General features: G+C 36.2%; 19 protein-coding genes, 1 pseudogene and 1 riboswitch. Of the genes and pseudogenes, 6 read left to right on the top strand and 14 right to left on the bottom strand.

The genetic code is table 11. The features are described from left to right. Window positions 1-239: 239 nt before the first annotated feature. From J0K78_RS10610 to J0K78_RS20330, 4 genes and pseudogenes are all read right to left on the bottom strand, one after another. Window positions 240-1,178, bottom strand: a complete 939-nt coding sequence (locus J0K78_RS10610) for a nucleoside hydrolase (RefSeq protein WP_206946820.1) — start codon at window positions 1,176-1,178, stop codon at window positions 240-242. Window positions 1,179-1,251: 73 nt separating this feature from the next. Beyond that, window positions 1,252-1,353, bottom strand: a riboswitch (purine riboswitch). A 152-nt stretch (window positions 1,354-1,505) separates the two neighbouring features. Further along, window positions 1,506-1,952: a threonine/serine exporter family protein gene (locus J0K78_RS10605; protein ID WP_206946818.1), complete on the bottom strand. Its 447-nt coding sequence runs from the start codon at window positions 1,950-1,952 to the stop codon at window positions 1,506-1,508. An 18-nt stretch (window positions 1,953-1,970) separates the two neighbouring features. Next, complete coding sequence (locus J0K78_RS10600) at window positions 1,971-2,714, bottom strand: threonine/serine exporter family protein (protein WP_206946816.1); 744 nt, start codon at window positions 2,712-2,714, stop codon at window positions 1,971-1,973. A gap of 42 nt (window positions 2,715-2,756) precedes the next feature. Beyond that, window positions 2,757-2,921 (bottom strand): annotated as a pseudogene (locus J0K78_RS20330) (IS91 family transposase); the annotation flags it as partial. 967 nt (window positions 2,922-3,888) lie between these two features. Between J0K78_RS20330 and J0K78_RS10595 the strand changes: the two are divergent. Further along, window positions 3,889-4,101, top strand: coding sequence for a hypothetical protein (locus J0K78_RS10595; protein ID WP_206946814.1), 213 nt, complete (start codon window positions 3,889-3,891; stop codon window positions 4,099-4,101). Between the two features lie 94 nt (window positions 4,102-4,195). Next, window positions 4,196-4,426, top strand: a complete 231-nt coding sequence (locus J0K78_RS10590) for a hypothetical protein (RefSeq protein WP_206946812.1) — start codon at window positions 4,196-4,198, stop codon at window positions 4,424-4,426. A gap of 687 nt (window positions 4,427-5,113) precedes the next feature. Here J0K78_RS10590 and J0K78_RS10585 read toward each other — a convergent pair. The 4 genes from J0K78_RS10585 to J0K78_RS10570 form a co-directional block, all read right to left on the bottom strand. Then, the gene (locus J0K78_RS10585) at window positions 5,114-6,199 is read right to left on the bottom strand and encodes a hypothetical protein (RefSeq protein WP_206946810.1); all 1,086 of its coding nucleotides are present in this window, start codon (window positions 6,197-6,199) and stop codon (window positions 5,114-5,116) included. Window positions 6,200-6,285: 86 nt separating this feature from the next. Continuing rightward, window positions 6,286-7,146 (bottom strand): DUF2971 domain-containing protein, encoded by an 861-nt coding sequence (locus J0K78_RS10580; RefSeq protein WP_206946808.1) that lies wholly within the window; start codon window positions 7,144-7,146, stop codon window positions 6,286-6,288. A 193-nt stretch (window positions 7,147-7,339) separates the two neighbouring features. Continuing rightward, on the bottom strand, window positions 7,340-7,849 hold the full coding sequence (locus tag J0K78_RS10575; RefSeq protein WP_206946806.1) for a YfbU family protein: 510 nt from the start codon (window positions 7,847-7,849) through the stop codon (window positions 7,340-7,342). 564 nt (window positions 7,850-8,413) lie between these two features. Continuing rightward, the gene (locus J0K78_RS10570; protein ID WP_206946805.1) at window positions 8,414-9,247 is read right to left on the bottom strand and encodes a restriction endonuclease; all 834 of its coding nucleotides are present in this window, start codon (window positions 9,245-9,247) and stop codon (window positions 8,414-8,416) included. A gap of 877 nt (window positions 9,248-10,124) precedes the next feature. Here J0K78_RS10570 and J0K78_RS10565 point away from each other — a divergent pair. From J0K78_RS10565 to J0K78_RS10550, 4 genes are all read left to right on the top strand, one after another. Next, window positions 10,125-11,249, top strand: coding sequence for an HNH endonuclease (locus J0K78_RS10565; RefSeq protein WP_206946803.1), 1,125 nt, complete (start codon window positions 10,125-10,127; stop codon window positions 11,247-11,249). Between the two features lie 53 nt (window positions 11,250-11,302). Next, window positions 11,303-11,695 (top strand): (deoxy)nucleoside triphosphate pyrophosphohydrolase, encoded by a 393-nt coding sequence (locus J0K78_RS10560; protein ID WP_206946800.1) that lies wholly within the window; start codon window positions 11,303-11,305, stop codon window positions 11,693-11,695. Between the two features lie 355 nt (window positions 11,696-12,050). After that, window positions 12,051-12,332 (top strand): hypothetical protein, encoded by a 282-nt coding sequence (locus tag J0K78_RS10555; RefSeq protein ID WP_206946798.1) that lies wholly within the window; start codon window positions 12,051-12,053, stop codon window positions 12,330-12,332. Between the two features lie 89 nt (window positions 12,333-12,421). Next, on the top strand, window positions 12,422-12,706 hold the full coding sequence (locus J0K78_RS10550; RefSeq protein WP_206946796.1) for a hypothetical protein: 285 nt from the start codon (window positions 12,422-12,424) through the stop codon (window positions 12,704-12,706). Between the two features lie 632 nt (window positions 12,707-13,338). Here J0K78_RS10550 and J0K78_RS10545 read toward each other — a convergent pair. The 6 genes from J0K78_RS10545 to J0K78_RS10520 form a co-directional block, all read right to left on the bottom strand. Continuing rightward, on the bottom strand, window positions 13,339-14,025 hold the full coding sequence (locus J0K78_RS10545; RefSeq protein ID WP_206946794.1) for a hypothetical protein: 687 nt from the start codon (window positions 14,023-14,025) through the stop codon (window positions 13,339-13,341). A 232-nt stretch (window positions 14,026-14,257) separates the two neighbouring features. Next, window positions 14,258-15,766, bottom strand: a complete 1,509-nt coding sequence (locus tag J0K78_RS10540) for a DNA sulfur modification protein DndB (protein WP_206946792.1) — start codon at window positions 15,764-15,766, stop codon at window positions 14,258-14,260. Beyond that, on the bottom strand, window positions 15,766-16,224 hold the full coding sequence (locus tag J0K78_RS10535) for a hypothetical protein (RefSeq protein ID WP_206946790.1): 459 nt from the start codon (window positions 16,222-16,224) through the stop codon (window positions 15,766-15,768). Before J0K78_RS10535 ends, J0K78_RS10540 begins: the two co-directional genes overlap by 1 nt. Window positions 16,225-16,711: 487 nt before the next feature. Continuing rightward, window positions 16,712-17,140, bottom strand: coding sequence for a hypothetical protein (locus J0K78_RS10530; RefSeq protein WP_206946788.1), 429 nt, complete (start codon window positions 17,138-17,140; stop codon window positions 16,712-16,714). A 10-nt stretch (window positions 17,141-17,150) separates the two neighbouring features. Next, a complete protein-coding gene (mobP2, locus tag J0K78_RS10525) occupies window positions 17,151-18,314 on the bottom strand; it encodes a MobP2 family relaxase (RefSeq protein ID WP_206946785.1) in 1,164 nt (387 codons plus the stop codon). Further along, window positions 18,311-18,568: a hypothetical protein gene (locus J0K78_RS10520; RefSeq protein ID WP_206946783.1), complete on the bottom strand. Its 258-nt coding sequence runs from the start codon at window positions 18,566-18,568 to the stop codon at window positions 18,311-18,313. The genes mobP2 and J0K78_RS10520 overlap by 4 nt, the downstream gene beginning before the upstream one ends. Window positions 18,569-18,675: the final 107 nt, after the last annotated feature.

Here is an 18,675-nt window from a genome sequence, read left to right as displayed (position 1 = left end):
ATTCACTAAAATAATATATTGTTAAGGAGTAAAGAATTACAAAAAAAGATGGCGAGCAAATGCTCGCCATCTTTTTATAGCATAGGGAATGACGTAATTACCTCTAGCTACCCACTTATTGATTAAAATTGCTTAAAACAGAAACTAAATTTCTTCATATATCAACCATTTCAACTAAACAAAGATACTTTTTTTAATCAATAGCACATTGATCAATATAAGTATGTTCCAGTCAAAAATCAACCTTGTCTTGATAACTCTGTCACGTATTCAAAAAACTCATCACGGTTCACTTCATACACAAGATTAACCTTACGGCCGTTCTCAGACAACTCCGTTCTTCCCTGGCTCACCCCAGAGTCATGGACGATGCTCTTCACTGTTCTTTTCTTCACGAGCCCTTCATTGCCGACCGTCGCCGTCGTCAACACGTCCCACAAAAAGTAAGTCGAGTTCGTCTGATTATGGACAAGCGGCGGAACCATCGCATAGCACTGACCGAGAAAATCAATGCCCAGATCTTCGCGCTGTGATGCCCATTTTTGACGGACGTCGAGCGTCAACGGAACCATGTTCGTGCTCTCAAGAGCGACCAAGTCGATGACGATCGAGCTGTCCCAGACACGCTTCGCCGCTTCAGGATCCCAGAAGGCATTCCATTCTGCTGTTCCGTCGTGCTCCGGTTCTTCAACGTTTCCAACCTCAAGGAACGTACCGCCCATCCAGATCAATTTCTCGATCTTACCTTCAATATCCGGTGCTTCAGCCAGGGCGCGGGCAAGATCCGTAAGCGGTCCGATGAACACGAGCGTCGTCGGGTCCTCCGTTTTACGGAGTGTCTGAATCAAATGCTCGTGAGCTGGAATCGAGGCAAGCGGTGCATCGATGTTCCCTTTTTCATTCAACAGAGGCAGGGCGTCCACGTAGAACGCATGCATGCGCCAGTCCTTCGGAAAAGCGTTCACCCCGCGCGAGTTCGATGCCGCAACTTCGACCGACTTCCCATGTCCGAACCGATCGATGATCTTACGGCTCGCATAAGCAGCAGGCTCCAAATAGCAATCGGCAGGAATGACGCCCACCCCTGTCAGTTCCACATCATCCATCTGTAATAAAAGGAAAAGCGACACAAGATCGTCGACTCCACCATCATGGTTCAAATATACATTCTTCATCATCCATCTCCACCTCTCGTTGTATGCACGAAAAAAAAAGACCTCTTTCCCGTAAATGAAAAAGGAAAGAGGTCTCGCCGCGCGGTTCTCTCCTTATAGTCCAGCTTTTCTCGGCAGCTGGGTAGAAACGTGTGGGCCATCTTTCCACATATATATAAGGAATGCTGATTTAATTGCTTTCATTTTAGCATAGGGGGGTAAATGGAGGCAATGCTTCATACGCAAGCGATGAATAGTAAGAAAATATAATAGTTCACAAAAAAGATGCTTCTCACTAGTGAAGTTCACTAGTGAGAAGCATCTACTATTAGCGCAAGTGAGGTTCATCCATTACCTCAATTGGGCTTTTGTTTGTCTTATCTTTTTTATAATCTGGTTAAGCACTTCCGAGAACACGAGCCCAAATGCAATGGCACCGGATATCATAAAAGCTTTCGCTGCAATAGAGATAGCGGCGCTGTAGTCATTTTGTACAAAGTTCCGCATCGCATCATAAGCGAGACTGCCTGGTACGAGAGGAATAATCCCTGGTACGCTAAATATAATCATAGGCGTTTTGAATCTCCTCGCCAGCGTCTGGCTGACCAGGGCAATAACAAAGGAGGCGATGAGTGTAGCCGGGACAGTGTCGACTTCTTTCCATACTAAGAATGCGTAAATCATCCAACCAACCATGCCGACGAGACCACATTTGACGAGCGTATTTCTTGGCGCCTGATAGATGATTCCAAAGGCAGCTGATGCAAAAAAGCTTGCTATGGCATATTCAATCCACATAGTCATTCCTCACGATCTCTAAAATAGTGCAAACATAACAGCAATACCTGCCCCAATTGCAAAAGCCGTTAAAAAAGCCTCCGCCCCCTTGGCGAGTCCTGAGATAAGATGACCTGCCATCAAATCTCTTACAGCGTTGGTGATGAGCAGACCAGGGACCAACGGCATGATTGAACCGACAACGATCTTATCAACTTCCTTCCCAATACCGAATGAAAAAAGGGAGAAGGCTGTAAAACCGATCAACAACGAAGCAACGAATTCAGCAACGAATTTAATTTCAAATAATCGAATAAAGTTAATCAATGCAATAAACCCCAGTCCTCCTGCTAAGCAGGCTGGCAGGAAATCGTACCAGCTCCCCTGAAACATGATAGTAAAGAAACCACTCGCTAACGTGGCAGAGATGATTTGCATGAGCATGGAATAGTCTGTAGGACTGGTTTCAATCTTTCTGAGCTCTTTATACGCTACGTGAGTAGACATTTCCCCACTTGCGATCTTTCTGGAGACATTATTCGCAAGGTTCACTTTCTCGAGATTTGTCTCTCGTGCCGAAACTCTTACTAATTTTGCATGGGCACCAGGGCTAATCGTAAACATAATCCCAGTAGGTGTTACATAACTTTGGGATTCATCCCGTCCGAAAGATTGGGCAATCCGCGTCATCGTATCTTCCACACGATAGGTTTCCGCTCCATTTTGTTGCATGATCTTCCCCATTAATAAACATAATTCAATCAAGTCCTCTGTACGATCCACTCGGTCACCTCAATTCGTATTACAGTATGTTTAGTGTATCTATTCATGTACTAAAAGCTTAAAACCCTTTTTAAAATTTCCACAATCTCGAAACTTCTCCACTTTCTTTTGCACGACTGGCCGGATCTTAGCTCCATATTTGTTCTTAAAGGCTTCTCAATGTTGATGTTCATCAAAGAAAATTCGTCGTAGAATATTCGTCTCCATACAGGTACAATACCACATCATCAAGGGCTGTAGTATTGTCAAAAGTTATACATTCTTTACTTTAAACAAAAACTAATAAAAGAACTATCAGGAAAAGAGGTGTGCATTAGTCCCTTTCAACCATTCGGCTATGGGGACTTTAGATATTAATAATATCTGCTATTTTTTCTGTTGGCTAGAATTTACGGTCTTCTAAAAAACCTGAAATGCAAATTTTAAAAGCAAAAAAGGACTACCTCCTTTATTTAGGAAGTAGTCCTTTAATTACTAACTATTTATACATTACTTGAAGAGTTTCCAGCCAGACTTTTTTGTGTGTTTCAAACTTTTTATAGAAGAATCCAGTCAAAACTTATTTGTAATGCAGAAAAAAAACCTATTACATAAGTGGTTTGAGCGTTATTACATCATGCCGCCCATAGGTTCTTTGAGGTAAATAAAGAAAAATAAAGTACAAATTATCTGTAGTTACCAGCAGAATTAGGCTAATTCCCATTATCTTTGATGAAAGGAAATAAACAAAAGTGAGAGAAAGTATGTCAAAAAGTATGCCATTTTTATAGTGACACCAAGCTAGTAAATGATATCTGGATATCCAAATTAGAAAGTAACAAATCATATGCTCAACTTTTTGAACCCAACGTACAGCTTTTTATTGATGACCAACCCAAAATATCTTCCTATTGCTGCTCATCCAGGATAGGCTTCCCTATGCGCTCATCTTCTTTCCACACTTGTTTTACCATCTCTACAATTTATTAAAGATCGTAAGGATCATATCAGCTACCAGATGTCTCTTCTAGCGTGATGTTTCTTTTACCACAATAAGAAACATCTCAAGACGCTTTTTGACCTGGAGCATTACATAAAAATCCAATTATTAGTTTCCCTCCCCTTAAACAGGAACACTTGTTCTGTTATTGTTATATATAATACACTTAATGATTAGTAAACTGGAGGGGTTTTAATGAAGATGTTCAAGGATTTAGAGTTAGCCATCTTTTATAATGATGATGCTACAAAAATAAAGATGAACGAAGAATGGCTGGGAGACCAGATAAGGTACAGACCTGCTCTGGATGATCAGGGAGACCCACTCATCATGTCGATGAACTTTATGGGGATGCCTGTGGAATTTAGTGAAGATGTTGAGGATTTTGAGCTTAAGAGTGAAGACTAACCAAGTTTACATAAAATTCACAAAACAAATTTCTCAAAAGATGACACCAAATGCCTCCTAACTAACGATTATAAAGTAAGGAGGCGAAAAACAAATGAACAATACAATGAAAAACCTGGACAAGTGGCAAGAGGTTTTAGTGGAGCAGGATTTGAACGATGAATTGAAGCAGGTCCTAAAAGAGATGCATATGTATTTTGGTGATCTGGATTATGAGATTAATCGATTGAAAGTTAAAGCTCTTACTTATGAGGGGTATTTAGAAGGTTTGGGCCAAGGAGATTTAATTATGGATGAGCTGTATATGAATGAGGACAAACACTAATTTAATACACCTGGTTTCGTCAAATTCGACGGAGCCAGGTGTATTTCCAATCAAAGGCAAGCTATATTAGACTTCCCAAACAAATCAACGGCTTTTACTTTCAAAATCCATAGTTTGGTCAACAACCATATTATTCGAGCAACAACTTAGAAGGCTGTTGGGGTACGCAGGACTAATAACAATAATTTACGACTAAATCCTATTGTATCAACATGCAAAAGTGTTAATTATAATCTCTTCGGATGAAAATGGGGCAATAATAATAAAATTCTGCCCCATTTATGCCCCAAGAGCATCTCCACATATTTTTTCGAGTTTCTCCATTATAATACGAGACATCTTACACACTTCATTCCATTCCTTTTTCAAAGTAGGCAATTGTTGAGGTAATTCTATTAAAGTGTACTAATAAAGCCTATTGAACTCCACGTTCACATGATTGATACGAGTTTAAGCAGATTAATTAGAAGCTTATTAGAAGAATTTGGTTAACAAGTCGGCATACATTAAAGAGCCCTTAAAAATTGAGAGCCCACTTTTAATATTCCAATTGGATAAATGGTAACTATTAAATTTCATTATAATATTAACCGTTTCTTTAAATAGCTGGAATCCCATTTTGTTTTTTCATTTTACTTTCCCTTTTCCGATATTCCTCTCTCAAGCTATGATGAAAGGGGGAAAATATCATTCTGATTCAGATAATCTATATTGTGATAAAAAAGCATTAAATTGATCAACTGATACTTCTACTGGTCCACCTGAGCCATTTAGTGATTCCATCACACCATCTATAAACCCATTCCATTCTTTTAATAACCCTAAGCGATTCATCTTTGTATATTCTTCTTTGCAATATGAAGGAATCCTCACTTCATCCTCAGAGAGACCAAATTCTTCTCTTTTGAATGGATATTTAAAGTCAAAATAGTGCATATATTCTTTCTTCGATACATACCGCGCTTTAGGAAGCGTATCCTTTAATCGCTTCCACTCTTCCTTCTCAAATGTTTCATCATCAAAATCACAATAATAACCATTTTTAACTTCTACAATTTTTCCACTAGTAAAAAAAGATTTACCATGTACAAATTTCCTGTTCAAAATATACTTACCTGTTATGAATATAACAATATCCCCACTCATTATTTCAAAAATATTCTTCATTAAATACTTCTTGGATACACTTGGATATCTGAAAGCCCATTTTTTGTGCTTTTTACCTTTTTCTATAAAGTCTTTGTAACTTCCTCCACTTTTAGAAAGATAAACTACCCAATATTTTTTGGTCCTTGAATTATAGTCGGTAACATGATTACTGATTGTACTATCTACGATGTGCTTAGCTCTATGTAAGAACCAATATGATAGCTTTTCAGGATCGATAACACTAACGCTATCTGGATTTATATAGTCAAGTGAGATATCGTTATCCAATGTAATGATGAAGCCTTTACCATTAGCGTAATATTGATTATATACTTCCTTACCGTGTGATTTAAATTTACTCACCGACCACTCAACCTCAATGTTAAATGAGCTACCATCACTAAGGATTACTTTAAAATCAGTAATGTGATTAATGTGGTTCTCTTGTAAAGGAAATTCAGGTATTATAACTTTTATATTTTTACCATTATCTAAATAGCCAGTTGGGAATAATTCACGTAATAAATCAACATTACTATATGATAGTTGTTCATAAACGTATCTTTGAAATGTATTCTCTTTCAATAGGTTTTTATTTTCAAATGATCTGCTACGTTTCACCATAGTTTTCCTCCTTGGGTGAAAGTTTCTTCCTATGGACTTATTTAAAAATTGTTTAGCCTTCCCAGTGTCTATTAAAATTCATTAAATTATTTTTCATTTTTAAGGAATTCCCCACGAAAATTTGGTTTATCATACAAAGAGGATTTACTAACCTTTCCATTGAAACCTAGAGTGTTTATCACTTCTTTTAAAGAACAAAAAAGATCTCTACTCATTCTTGGATGAAATGTTACTTCTTCCAAGATTTCATTTGGGTCAACATTGATACTAAATATGTCCTTTTTGATATTCCACTTGTTTCTAACCATGGAAGAATCAATTTCATCTTCTATGGGGGCCTTAAACAATAACCTTACCTCATTCTCGTATTTAAATGCCTCTCTTTTCGTCAATAAAGTATTAGGGATGCTCAATTCGTTTCCTGACGATAATAAAGGAGTTATGTTATTGAATAAATCACTAATTCTTTCATTACTAACGTAATGTACCTTTCCGATAAAATATGATAATTGATGGTAGGGGTTATTTACGTCATAAAGGGCGTTCATAAGTTTTGATACCGTACTCTTCACTTTTATGCCCGTGTGATTGGGTGAATATGTCTTCCATAACCCATCGCATTCACTTTCAAGTGTCCAGCATTGGCCATAGTATTGTTCTCTCATTGGTTCGAAAGTCACTTCTATACCATCAGGGAGGACACCTTTAGAATTTAAAAAGAAGTTTTCATATGGATCTTCCCATAACTTCGGTTTAACTAAAACTAGCTTATTTGTATGTAAAAGTTGTAGGAACCTTTCTAAAGAAAAAACCCTATAAACGATAGTATCTTCGTCAATATCCAGATAGTTTAACTTCATATATTCCTCTTTTAAATCAAGGACACTTTCCCCTTTATCATTTCTGAATTCCAAGTCTCTCAACTTTGCCTTTCTATCAATAGTCATTGTATTATATAACCCCCTCATTCTTCTATCATCTAATAAATAAGGCTTCCTTTTTACTTTCTATACGGTTTCCCATCATGAAAAGCGATTCTTTTTTTCGGTGAATTATTTAATAACGGCGCCTGACTCCGCAGGAAAAAACTTTAGGAAAGTAAGGGGGGCAGGCCCCCATATTATATTAATGCTTTAATTCTTATGCGTTTAAAATTGTTTTAATTTCTTGTGCACTTAAGTGGCTATCATATCTGTCAGATTCTAGTTTCCAAACCTTTAACATCCTCCTATATTTCTCAAGTCGTGGAGAATGAGTGTTATAATCAGGATATTTTTCATCATCCCAAAGTTCCTTATACCTGTCTAACTTGTGAAGTACAAACTTTGTATAAAACATGTGTGTTGTTTCATTGTTGCCATCAAAACCTCGAAATTTAATATCGGTCTTCTCTAACCCCTCTTTATCTTTTAATTTGTCATAAGAGAAAGTAATGGACCTATACATTTGAAGAATATCCCATACTTCTTTGGTTGTAATCTCTTCAACTTCTTCAGCCAAAGTTTGATATAACTCTCCATAATCTTGCACATATCCATTTTCTACAATCTCTTTTTTTAGTCCATAGTATGCTTCATAATCAGGATCTAACTTCTCGAGAATTGAATACTGATTTAGGAGAATCAATCTTTCTGAATTAGATAAACTCAATAATTTCACCTCCTTCATCTTCCATATTTCGGCAAAAGGAGTTAATTTCCTGCAAATTTAAAGTAATTTAAAAAGTTAAATAAAGTCTTGAAATAAGTAACAGGTTACAAAGGCTAGCGTACCTGTTCCCCACCCCGTTAACACTCTAGGGAAGTGGAGGTCAGGCACCAAAACTACTACCCTCCATCCAGCTACAATATTGCTGTGCTAAAAATAAAACAATTAATAGCGCAAAAAAGATGACGAGCATTTGCTCGTCATCTTTTCATAAAATAGGGGATGATGTGATTACATCAGCCCACACATAGGTTCCCCAAGATAAATAATGGAAAATAATCTCCAATTCAAGTCGATTATATATTAAGTTAGACTTCCCTCCCTTATCATGAATAACAGAATATAATCAGAAGAGAGAAATAGTATCCAAAAAGCATGTCATTTTATGGTTACTTACTTCAACCCCACATTTGCCGAGTGTATGTGATACAAAAATGGAATGCTGAGTAAGTTTCTATCCTTATAACAAGAAGCACCTCTAAATTTCACATTCCCTGTAGCGTACATCTACAATAATTCTATAATGTTTTTATAAAATTTCCCTTCTTCTGCAAGCGCGCGTATTTTCTTTTCCAACACAAGATTAAAGTCAATTTCTCTCTCTAAAGATAAAACTAATTCTTGTATAGTCATCAAAACAATATTTACAGTTCGACCTGAACTAAATGCCGCTAATGCTTCTTCGGAAAAACCCGAAAAACTTATAAAAAATCCCCGGGTAAAGCGTGATTTAGAAGAAACTTTTTCGTTAAATATCACCAACTCCCCTTTATCTACTAATTTTTTTGTCCACTTTGCTTCTAATAGATAAATTTCATTCATAAATATAAAACTGCCATCTATCTGCTCACTAATTATTTTAAAACTCTTTCTAGGATTTAAATGATTTTTTTTGAAGAAATCATTTAAATATTCTTCAAAGGCATATCCTCGTTCTTGACTATTTTCTATTTTTGCTAAATTATTTAAAGACTCTATACTTCTTTTAAAATCAAAATCCGTATATGTTTTCGTTTCCACTGATTTCCCCATTAATCTCTTTGCGATATCAACACAATTGTAGAAAATTTCGTCTTCGTCGCTCGAAATCTTCAAATGTAATCTTTTATATTCTAGTAATTCCAACAAAAGCTTCCCAACTCTAATGTCATCAAAATCTAACATCAAATGTCTTAAAAGTTTAGCTTTTGACTTATATTGATATTTCTGGTAAATATCTACATTTAATGAATCTAAAATAAAATCTTGAAAAGTACTATTAGAAAAATCTAAAACATAACCACTTTCCATTTGAAAAATTTTCTCAAAGTATTTTTTTTCATTAAAGCTAAGGTTTGCCATATCTATATACCACCTATCATATTTGGTACGATCGCTCTGATTCTATGAGGAAACTAATTAGATAACCCCATTCAGCAAGTAATAAATTAAAGTAAGATATATATTAATGAACTATTATGCTTAACTTTCTTTCTTACAAAGTTCTTCAATTTTTTTCTCTCGGGAGTAGGATATGTATAAACTATCCTCCCTTTTATTCTTCTCATTTCCCAATTCTTATCTGCGATATAATAAACAGAATCTTTTTCAGAAAAAAGTAAGCCTATATAACTTTTTCAGTCCACTTCAATAGTTTCTCTAAAGACATGAGGAGGTTGTCCTGCACATTCTTTGATTGGACTTATTATGCTTATATCATTCAAAAACCTGTTTGTATTGAACTTAAAGAAATCATTCATCTGGGATATTATGGTTAATTATAACATTATTTAAAAGAGTATCACAGGTGATTAATATTGTGGTATTCGACTCTACACTGGCAGCACGATCACCTATAAAGTTCAATTATGATTATTCACTATAAACCCCTCCATTATTGTGTTTTATGATTTATCTATAGAATTTATAATGATCGAAATATATGATTGTGGACGAGTTTGGTCAATAATCATATTTTTCGAGCAGCAACTTAGAAGGCAATTGGAGTAGGTACGATTGCACAAGATTGACTAGTACAGAATACTATTAAATCAACTTTCTATATGGTTAAAGTGGATATCTAAAAATAAAAATGGGGCAAAAATCATCAAATCCCGCCCCATATACTGTCCCAAATTGTAAAAATTATATAGAGTTTCTTCATTATATTATTTTCATTTCGTGTCAATTATCCATACAATTAATGTATTGCTAGATAAACAGAGAGGAGAAGGTATCAATGTCTCAAAAAAATAAATGGATAAAAGCAGTTATAACATCCTTAAATAATTTGGGCGGTCAAGGATCACTCAATGAAATATATGAAGAGGTAGAAAATGGAAATACAATCAAATTAAATTCATATACAGATTGGAAAGCACAAATTAGGAAAAACCTTTATTTGCACTCAAGTGATTGTGAAATTTTTCGTGGTACTCCCGGTGATGAAACTGACTTAATATACGCCACTGATGAAAAAGGATCAGGAAAGTGGGGACTACGAAATTATAAAGAACCAACAAACATATATTCATTTATCAGAGGACAAGTATATAAACGCTCTGACATTCATGATAATTTTGGGGGTAATAGACAAAGAGGAATATCAGCCTGCAAGAATCATCCAATGATATTTATCTTTTCTGGAAAATCTGGAGAAGACTACGGTTATAAAGATGGCTGGCAAGATGCCAATACCTTCTTTTATACAGGTGAAGGACAATCTGGGGACCAAGTTTTTAAAGAGGGAAACAAAGCACTAAGAGACCATATTAAGAACGGGAAAGATGTTTATTTATTCGAGAAGACAGAAGCATCCCCTTCTGGAATGTATGAATTTAAAGACCAACTTACCAACATTGGATATCATACTATTACAGGTAACGATAAAGAAGGTAATCATAGAAAGATGATTGTCTTTGAGTTTGAGACCACACAGAAAATAAATAATGATAGTAATAGCACAGAACCCACAATAGCCTCAAATGATCTAAGTGACTTGCGTAACATGGCTCTAAAAAATGTAAATGAATACCAAAATACAACCTACCAACAACGCAAAACAATTATTCGAAAGAGAGCAGCAGCAATTAAAAAATATGCTCTAAAAAGGGCTAACGGAATTTGTGAAGCATGTAAAGAAGACGCTCCCTTTCAAACACAAGATGGAAGTCCATTTCTTGAAGTACATCATCTCCAAAAACTTTCGGATGGCGGCCCTGATCACCCTGAAAACGTAGCTGCTATATGTCCTAATTGCCATCGAAAAGCTCATTACAGTAGAGATGCCAAAGAATTCAACAAGTATATAGTTGAATTAATCTCAGAGCAAGAAAATACTCTAACTAATAAAATAGGTGAATAAACTTCAAGATCTAAAAAATGCATATTGTGGAGAGCTACTAGGAGGAATTAGTATTGAAGCCAATAATTAATGTTGTGGGAGTTGTCATTATGAGTAATGGTTATATCCTTTGCGCTTTAAGAAGTGCAAATATGTCACTTGCTCACCATTGGGAGTTTCCAGGAGGCAAAATTAAAGAAAACGAAACACCAGAGGAAGCACTGAAGAGAGAAATAAAAGAAGAACTTAATTGTGACATAGTTGTCCACTCGAGAGTTGAAGAAACCACTCAGGAAAGTGACTCCAACATTATAAACCTTTCTACATATAAAGCTAAAATTATTGCTGGCATACCTGAGGCCATTGAACATGAAGAATTACGGTGGGTGACTATAAAAGAACTTAATAACCTCAAATGGGCACCTGCAGATATCCCGACAGTTAACCGTCTAATGTATGAAATATAAATACTTCATTTTATACATTGACCACTTTCCTTTTATCTTTATAAAGATAAACAGACAAAATCGTGCTTTTCCTAAATGAACGAATTTTCCTTCCGGTTCTAGCAATAAATTAAGAACATGATTTTCGCGGACCTCCAAAACCTCGAATAATGTTTTCTAACCACAAAGGAGATTCTTTACATCCCACCCCACCAAGTGGAGCAGCACATGGACAAATGACATTCATCTCTTCAATGATTTGGTAGCTATCTACATTTACAGATTTATTAACTTCAAAAACCGTGCCTCCGGACAGAATTCGAAATCTTGAAAGGTAAGTTATAATGAAAGCAACTAATTATATGGGGGTATAAAAATGAGTGAAAGAAATGCGGTAATAAAGTTGATTCAGTTCAGTATAAACATCACTAATTTTCATGCAAAAACTACGAGAATGGAATGGGACTTAGATGATATAGTGGATGAGTTTGCACAATCCATTGATGTAGGCGAAGCGGTAAGAGAGTATTTAGACAATGCTCTCCACCAGGACTATATTGATTGGGAATTGACTGCACAAGCAGAGAACGGTAATTCAGCGGAAGAGATACTTGCGAGACTTGAAGCAGATGCAGCAGAGATAAATGGCAGCCCTTAATGAGCTGTTTTTTATTTAGTTTTTCCACCTGCTGTTATGAGTGAAACACAATAGAGGTGCACCATAAATCATAGAATGGAGTGTCTGATATGAACGAAGAGATGAAAGCTTTGGCCGTAGCTCTGATTCAGGTTGAGTTGGACTCATATAGAACCATTAATGACAAGAATGGAGATCAGGATGTAATGGATATAAGCAGCTCTATTATAGAGAACGCGCAGATTACGTCTACGTTGTCTGAAGTGTTCGATGACGGAGTGAATGATTTATCTCCGGAAACGATAGGTGAACGGTTAGATGAATATGCGAAAAGAGGACTTAGTGCTAAAGAAGTTTTTGCGATGTTCAAAGATTCCAGCGAGAAGTTTCAATAAAAAAAGCAACCCTTATCGGGTTGCTCTTTTTGGTCTTGCTTTCTGATTTGTTTTTCTTGCGCCTGACGGGTGAACAGCAGCATCATTAGGAAATCTCACATCTACCTGCTTTGCAATTCCCATCTAATAGAGCCATCCTTTTAATTGTTATATATTCCATTTTTATACATATCGCTATGTAACTATCTTCCCCATTTGTTTAAGACTCGAAACTGAGCTAAATACTCATGACCATCTGTATTTAACATACCCTTTATTAAACTTACTCTTTTGACGTCCATTGTTATTGATAGCTTAACGGGAGATCTATCCAACCTAAAAATTTCATGCTTTTGTTCATCTATCCTGTTCCATTAGTTAGATAGCTTAATGCCTAGATATTCTTCGTGCATAAGTAATAAAGGGCTAAAGCACTATTGAGCAATCGTCTCCCATTACTTGAAGACTTGACCCCGAGATACTTTCTAGTCTTTTAAGAATCACCATGTCTAATCAGTTTGTCAGAATAAAATTCCAATGCTCTAGGGAAACTATTAATCCAAGGATCATAAGAAAAAAGAAAGGTAAGAAATGGGGAGGCATTTCGCCTACTTCCAAGTTTTCACCTGTATCACTGTCATTTCATATTGCAATTACCCTAAGATTTCGGTTTTAAAATAGCTACTACTATTTAATTCATTTTCCACTAATTCTTTTAAAACGTTTATTTTATTGGAACCAGGAATAACACCATATATATCTCTTTCTACTTCATTCTTAATTGAAATAACATGGAGATTATCATTTTTCTCTCTAGAAACTTCTACTCTAAAAATGGACTCATCATTTAACTCTATACTTAAAGTAATATTGTCCTTTTTTTCTTCTAAGACTTCTACTTCATAGACATTTAAATTAAAGTCGATAGTACACTCTAACCATTCATCAAATTGGGATATATAAAATACAGTTTCATCATTCTCAATTCCGTCGCCCCAAAGAGCAATACTACATACAGTAGCATCATTAAATATAAGATGAGCATCTGAAAACTCACCTCTATTTCCCTCCGTAATTTGAATTGCTGTTTCTATCACTTTCCCATTTATTGGAATGTGTTTTCCCACTAGACCTTCTCTACTTATCACCCTATCACTATTTACAACTTTAAATTGATAAGGGAAGCTACTCTTATCATTCAAAAAAAGCATTTGATTATTTGAGAAAGTGATTTCAGTTGTTAGATAGAATTCATAATCACTTTTCTTTTCAAAGTATTGTATAGCAGTTTTTATAGTTTTCCCTTTCACCTTTGATATCTTTTCTAAATCATTAATCAATAGAAGGCCCCGTTTCTAATGGTAATTAATTCATTATTTTCCAAACAAATAATACACCTCATTTTAACATTTCTTATAGTAGAGAGGTGAATATAATCATAAAGTCCAATCCTTAACAAAATTATTCTATATAAGTAAGGTGGGAAAATCTTACTATTAACTAGCTTATGCATGTATTAAAAAGGATGGGGGATAATCCCCATCCTTTCCTCTTAAATAAAAAATTCTTTTTCTATGTTAGAGGTTCATTTTCCTTCTTACATAGGTCTGACCATTTATCAGACATTATTTTATTTGCAACAGCATTTATAAAGTTGGCGTTATTCTGAGCTAAAGCGACCACTTGTTTTTCCCCGGTACTTTTAAGTGTAAATGTTCTTTTCTCTCCGTTCTTATCGACTGAATGACCTGTAATATCAATCCAATGCTTACGATAACGCAACCAATCAATCTTGTGTAATCTCTCTTTAAAGTCTTCAATAGTTAGTTTTGGCGTAGCGCTCTCTTTTTCCTTTTCTTCTTCTAATAAACGGTTGAAGTTATCTTCCGCACTCAACAGTTTATTTGAATTATTTTTTTCAGAAGACATTGCATTAACAATTGGTGTCAACTCATCGACCTTAGCATTAAAGTACACCTTTGCCAGTGCCTTTAATGCAAACGGCCATCCATGAACATAAAGTCTTCGATAGGTATCTTCTTTTTTAGGATTTGGTATAGGATGTTTCCAATCTTGTCCAAATTCTTCTCCTAATATCTCTAAAAACTCTTTGCAATATTTTTCTACATGTTGAATATGGTGATGCTTTAAATCTGAAGGCTTGAATTTCCCATTAGTGGTAACTTCCATGAAAATTTGAGCAAGTGTATTTAAGTCGATAATATTTGCCGTTGCAGTTACAGATGTTCCAGTAGTACGACCATCCGCTAACCTTCCTTCAAAAACGGTTCCAGGAACTACTTGAAGACGTAACTTACTTTGCGGTGAAGATGTATCTAACTTTTGAACCAGATTTAAGTTCTTTTTGGTCCCTCTACCATTTCTATCAGCAAAACTATTACCCGCCATTGTTTCATTCATATTCAACTCGATCTCTAAAGTTACAGTTAATTTATCAATTTCTCCAGAGTCCCTTGCTTCCTTAGTATCTGCAGCACGAAATAAAGCAGCAGTCTGAGTCTGTCCATCTGCTTGCATTACTGCTTTTTTAGGTAAGAAAAGGCGTCCATAAAGAGCATTAGGGTTATTACCATCTAATGATACGAATACAGTATCATCGAAATACTCTTCGGATTGCCACCCACAGATTGTTGGCAAATATAATGGTCGGATCCCCTGAATCCCTTCTAAAATATATTCTTTGAAGTTATGCATATTTTTCATTTTCTGCCCTTTAAAGTCACTCTGTGTTTGTTCATGAGCCTCTCTCATTTCTGCAGAATCGTAACCCTTGATAGAGTGAGGATCAGATGGATCGTATTTCACGACATCAACAAATTGTTGAAGAGATAAATGTGAAAAAGCAACTAAACGGTAGTCAGCAGGAGTTCCTTTACGTGTCATAGTAACAGTCAAGGGGATGTACTTGGTGGGATCCTGTTGAAATGAGTACCTCACGTTTTGAAAATTATCCTCTGCTTCTTCATCATTGAAACAATCAACAATACGCATACCTTTATACTCTTCAAATTTAGGAACCTGGTCGCTTGTGATAACCTTTTGATGTGAGAAAGTTCTCATTAATTAATTACCTCCTGTAAATCGTATTTTTTAAAGTTCACTGCCTGTCCAATAGCACCTGAACCTGAACCAGATAAGACCTTTCCAGCATTCGCCAACCAGTTAGGAACAGTTACTAGTTCTATAGCTAAATTCAAAACACGAATAGTTTTGACTAGTTCAGGTTGGAATTCAAAAGCAGCAATTACTCCAATTACTTCCGTATCAAAGTTTGTTTCCAATTTTCTTTGAGTGACATAAGTTAACACTTGACCAAGTGCTTTGTAGTCAGCATATAACTTAAATTCCCATTCTCTGAAAACATCATTTTGATCGACAGTTTGCAGGTCTACCCTGATTTTACTCTCTTCATATGAGGTTTCTCTTCCAATAACAATTTGCCCTGGTTTCAGTTGGTCGATCTGCTGTCCATACTCGTCTCTTATAAGACACTCCTTTTCAAACTCCACTGGCTCCATAATGATCCTCCATTTCAGAATATATTAAACTACAACGCACTAGCAAATCTCGATAATCACACTTTGTATCTCCGAGATTAGTTTATATGAATATATTACCAGCTGGTATCAGCCAAGTCAATTAAATCTTCGAGATTTAACTATAAAACTTATAAAAATATAGATTCCCTGAAATTGATAGATTCTTGAAGGGCTGGGATAGCTAATTTTAGAAAACCACATTCCCAACCTACAAATGAAAATAATTCCTTTTTAAAAGCCGTTTAACAATATTGGGGTGAGTCTTCCTTATTACCTCAATGCTCTCCATTATGCTCCAGATAATCTAACAGAGACCCCCATTACGAGCAACCTCCTCTTGCTCCGCGCTTACATTTTTATCCATGCAACACTTCCTTCTCTCTAAAATTAGATATAAAAAAAAAGACAGGGAGAAAAACTCCCTGTCTAACGTTCACCCGCTACTGATAATTCCTTCTTAAAACCACTAACTTGAAGCTGGTTGTGTCTCTTTAGCGCTGATTCTTTTCTGACGCTGATGGCTGATACTTTCTTCCACTGCTTGCTTCGCATCCTTCATCGCTTGGCTCTCAAAGATTGAGGTCGTAACACAGCTTTCTAGGTTTTGGTCCATCGCAAAACCGTTCATTAGTTCCAGAAGGACTTGCGTATTTTTATCGCTTCTATTGGCCGCTAAACGCAATCGCTTCATCTCTTCAGTAAATACGTCTTGAAAACGTTGAGCCATTAAACTCATGAGATATTCTTGAGAATGGTCTTTCGATTTTTGTGTTTCCCACTCCTCAATCATTCGATCTAAAGCTTCACCAGGATAACGAATATGTTGCTGTTCCTGATACTCCTTAATTAAGGCTATCGTTTCATCATGCAGAGTGACATTTTGACGCTTTCCCATTCATATCCCCCTATCCTTCTCTCTCAATTTCTCGTTCCAATTTTTTATGATCCAAATCATTAATAAACTGGTCATACGTTTGCCTCAACGAACGTTGAATGCTTCTCAAGGAACGATGCAATTGAATACCTGAAGTCATGGACTTATAAGGGGCATTTGTATTGGTAGTTTGTCCAGGATACTGCTGACGTTCGTACCGTTTCATTTCTTGTAAGAAAGCATTGCCCATTCGTTTATAGAGATCATCCAACTTGTTTTGTTTGTAATATTGATAGCGTTTCTTATCCTTCTGTCCACCCCCATAGGCTTGCTTCAATGCATTTACTTCCTTGTCCAATTTTTCATGCAGCTGCTTCATATCTTTGCCATGATACTTATCTAAATACCTTGTCGTTAGTTCATCTATCTTCGGTCGAATAGGATTCAGCGTTTGATAGCCATAGTGCCACTGTCGCTTATCCTTAGGCAAGTGATTATACACTTCGAGGAACAAGGGTTTCATTTCTTTATTACTCCATTTCATGCTATTATCTTCTTTCTTTTCCTTCACCATATGGTCACGGATCAACGAGTTTATTTGATTCCGTTCTTGCGTTCGATCTAAAAATCCATTCACGACTTCACTTTTCATCGCGTCTAATGTTTTCGGCTTTCGCTTTCCACGGTCACGAGTCGGGTTTGGTTCGACTGTGGCCACATGAATATGAATGTTATCGGTGTTATAGTGAATAGCAGCAGACCAAACCGCACTCTCTTGTAATCCCTCTTTTTTCATCATCGACTGCATGGATTTTCTTGTCACTTCCTTCAAAGCATCTTCATCTAATGTGTGTGTCTTTGAATCATAAACGCCTCGGTTTTTAAGCCAATCATTATCAAAGGTAATGACATCCTGCCACATGATACTGTTCTTCTTTTGAGCTTGTTCAAACAAAGATTTAATGCCCTGCTTTCCTTCCACCGATAAATGGTCCGACTGCTGAGTAAACAAAGCAGATGTTTTATCTGGATCGTCCATATAGTGATTATATAAACTAAACATGGACCGATGAGTATCGCCCTTGCCTTTAGCCTCCTCACGGTCTACGTATTGCACATAATCTTGAAAGCCTTTTTTATTTGCGGTCACGAATTTTGTTTTTAAAACCACTCCAGGCGTTACGGTTTCACTCATGCTTCTTCACCTGGTTCTTCAATCTGCAAGAGATCGTTCATTTCTCGAATCGCTGTATAACAATGAGCCATCGTTTGAATGTTTCGATCGACTAATTGCTGGAGTCTTTGTTCACGATTATTTTCTTCCTGAAAGACAGCTAACTGTTGCAACTGAGCATGCAAAAACTCTTGTCTGCTTAACCCTTTTTCATTCGCGAGTTCGTCAATTCGTTGGACGGTTTTCGGATCCATATAACGAATTCTTACTTCCATAAAAGTCCCTCCTTCTGATTAAGGTCCTAAAACTAGTGAATAAAGAGAAGAGCATAAGGGGTTTTTGTTCCCACTTGGCGTGTGAATCCCGGCAGAGCCGGGCAAAA

Origin of the sequence: Halobacillus sp. GSS1, assembly GCF_017307035.1 — a bacterium.
Classification (GTDB): Bacteria; Bacillota; Bacilli; order Bacillales; family Halobacillaceae; genus Halobacillus; species Halobacillus litoralis.
The sequence above is the reverse complement of the archived record's forward strand: the minus strand, read 5'-3'. Positions and strand labels throughout refer to the sequence as shown.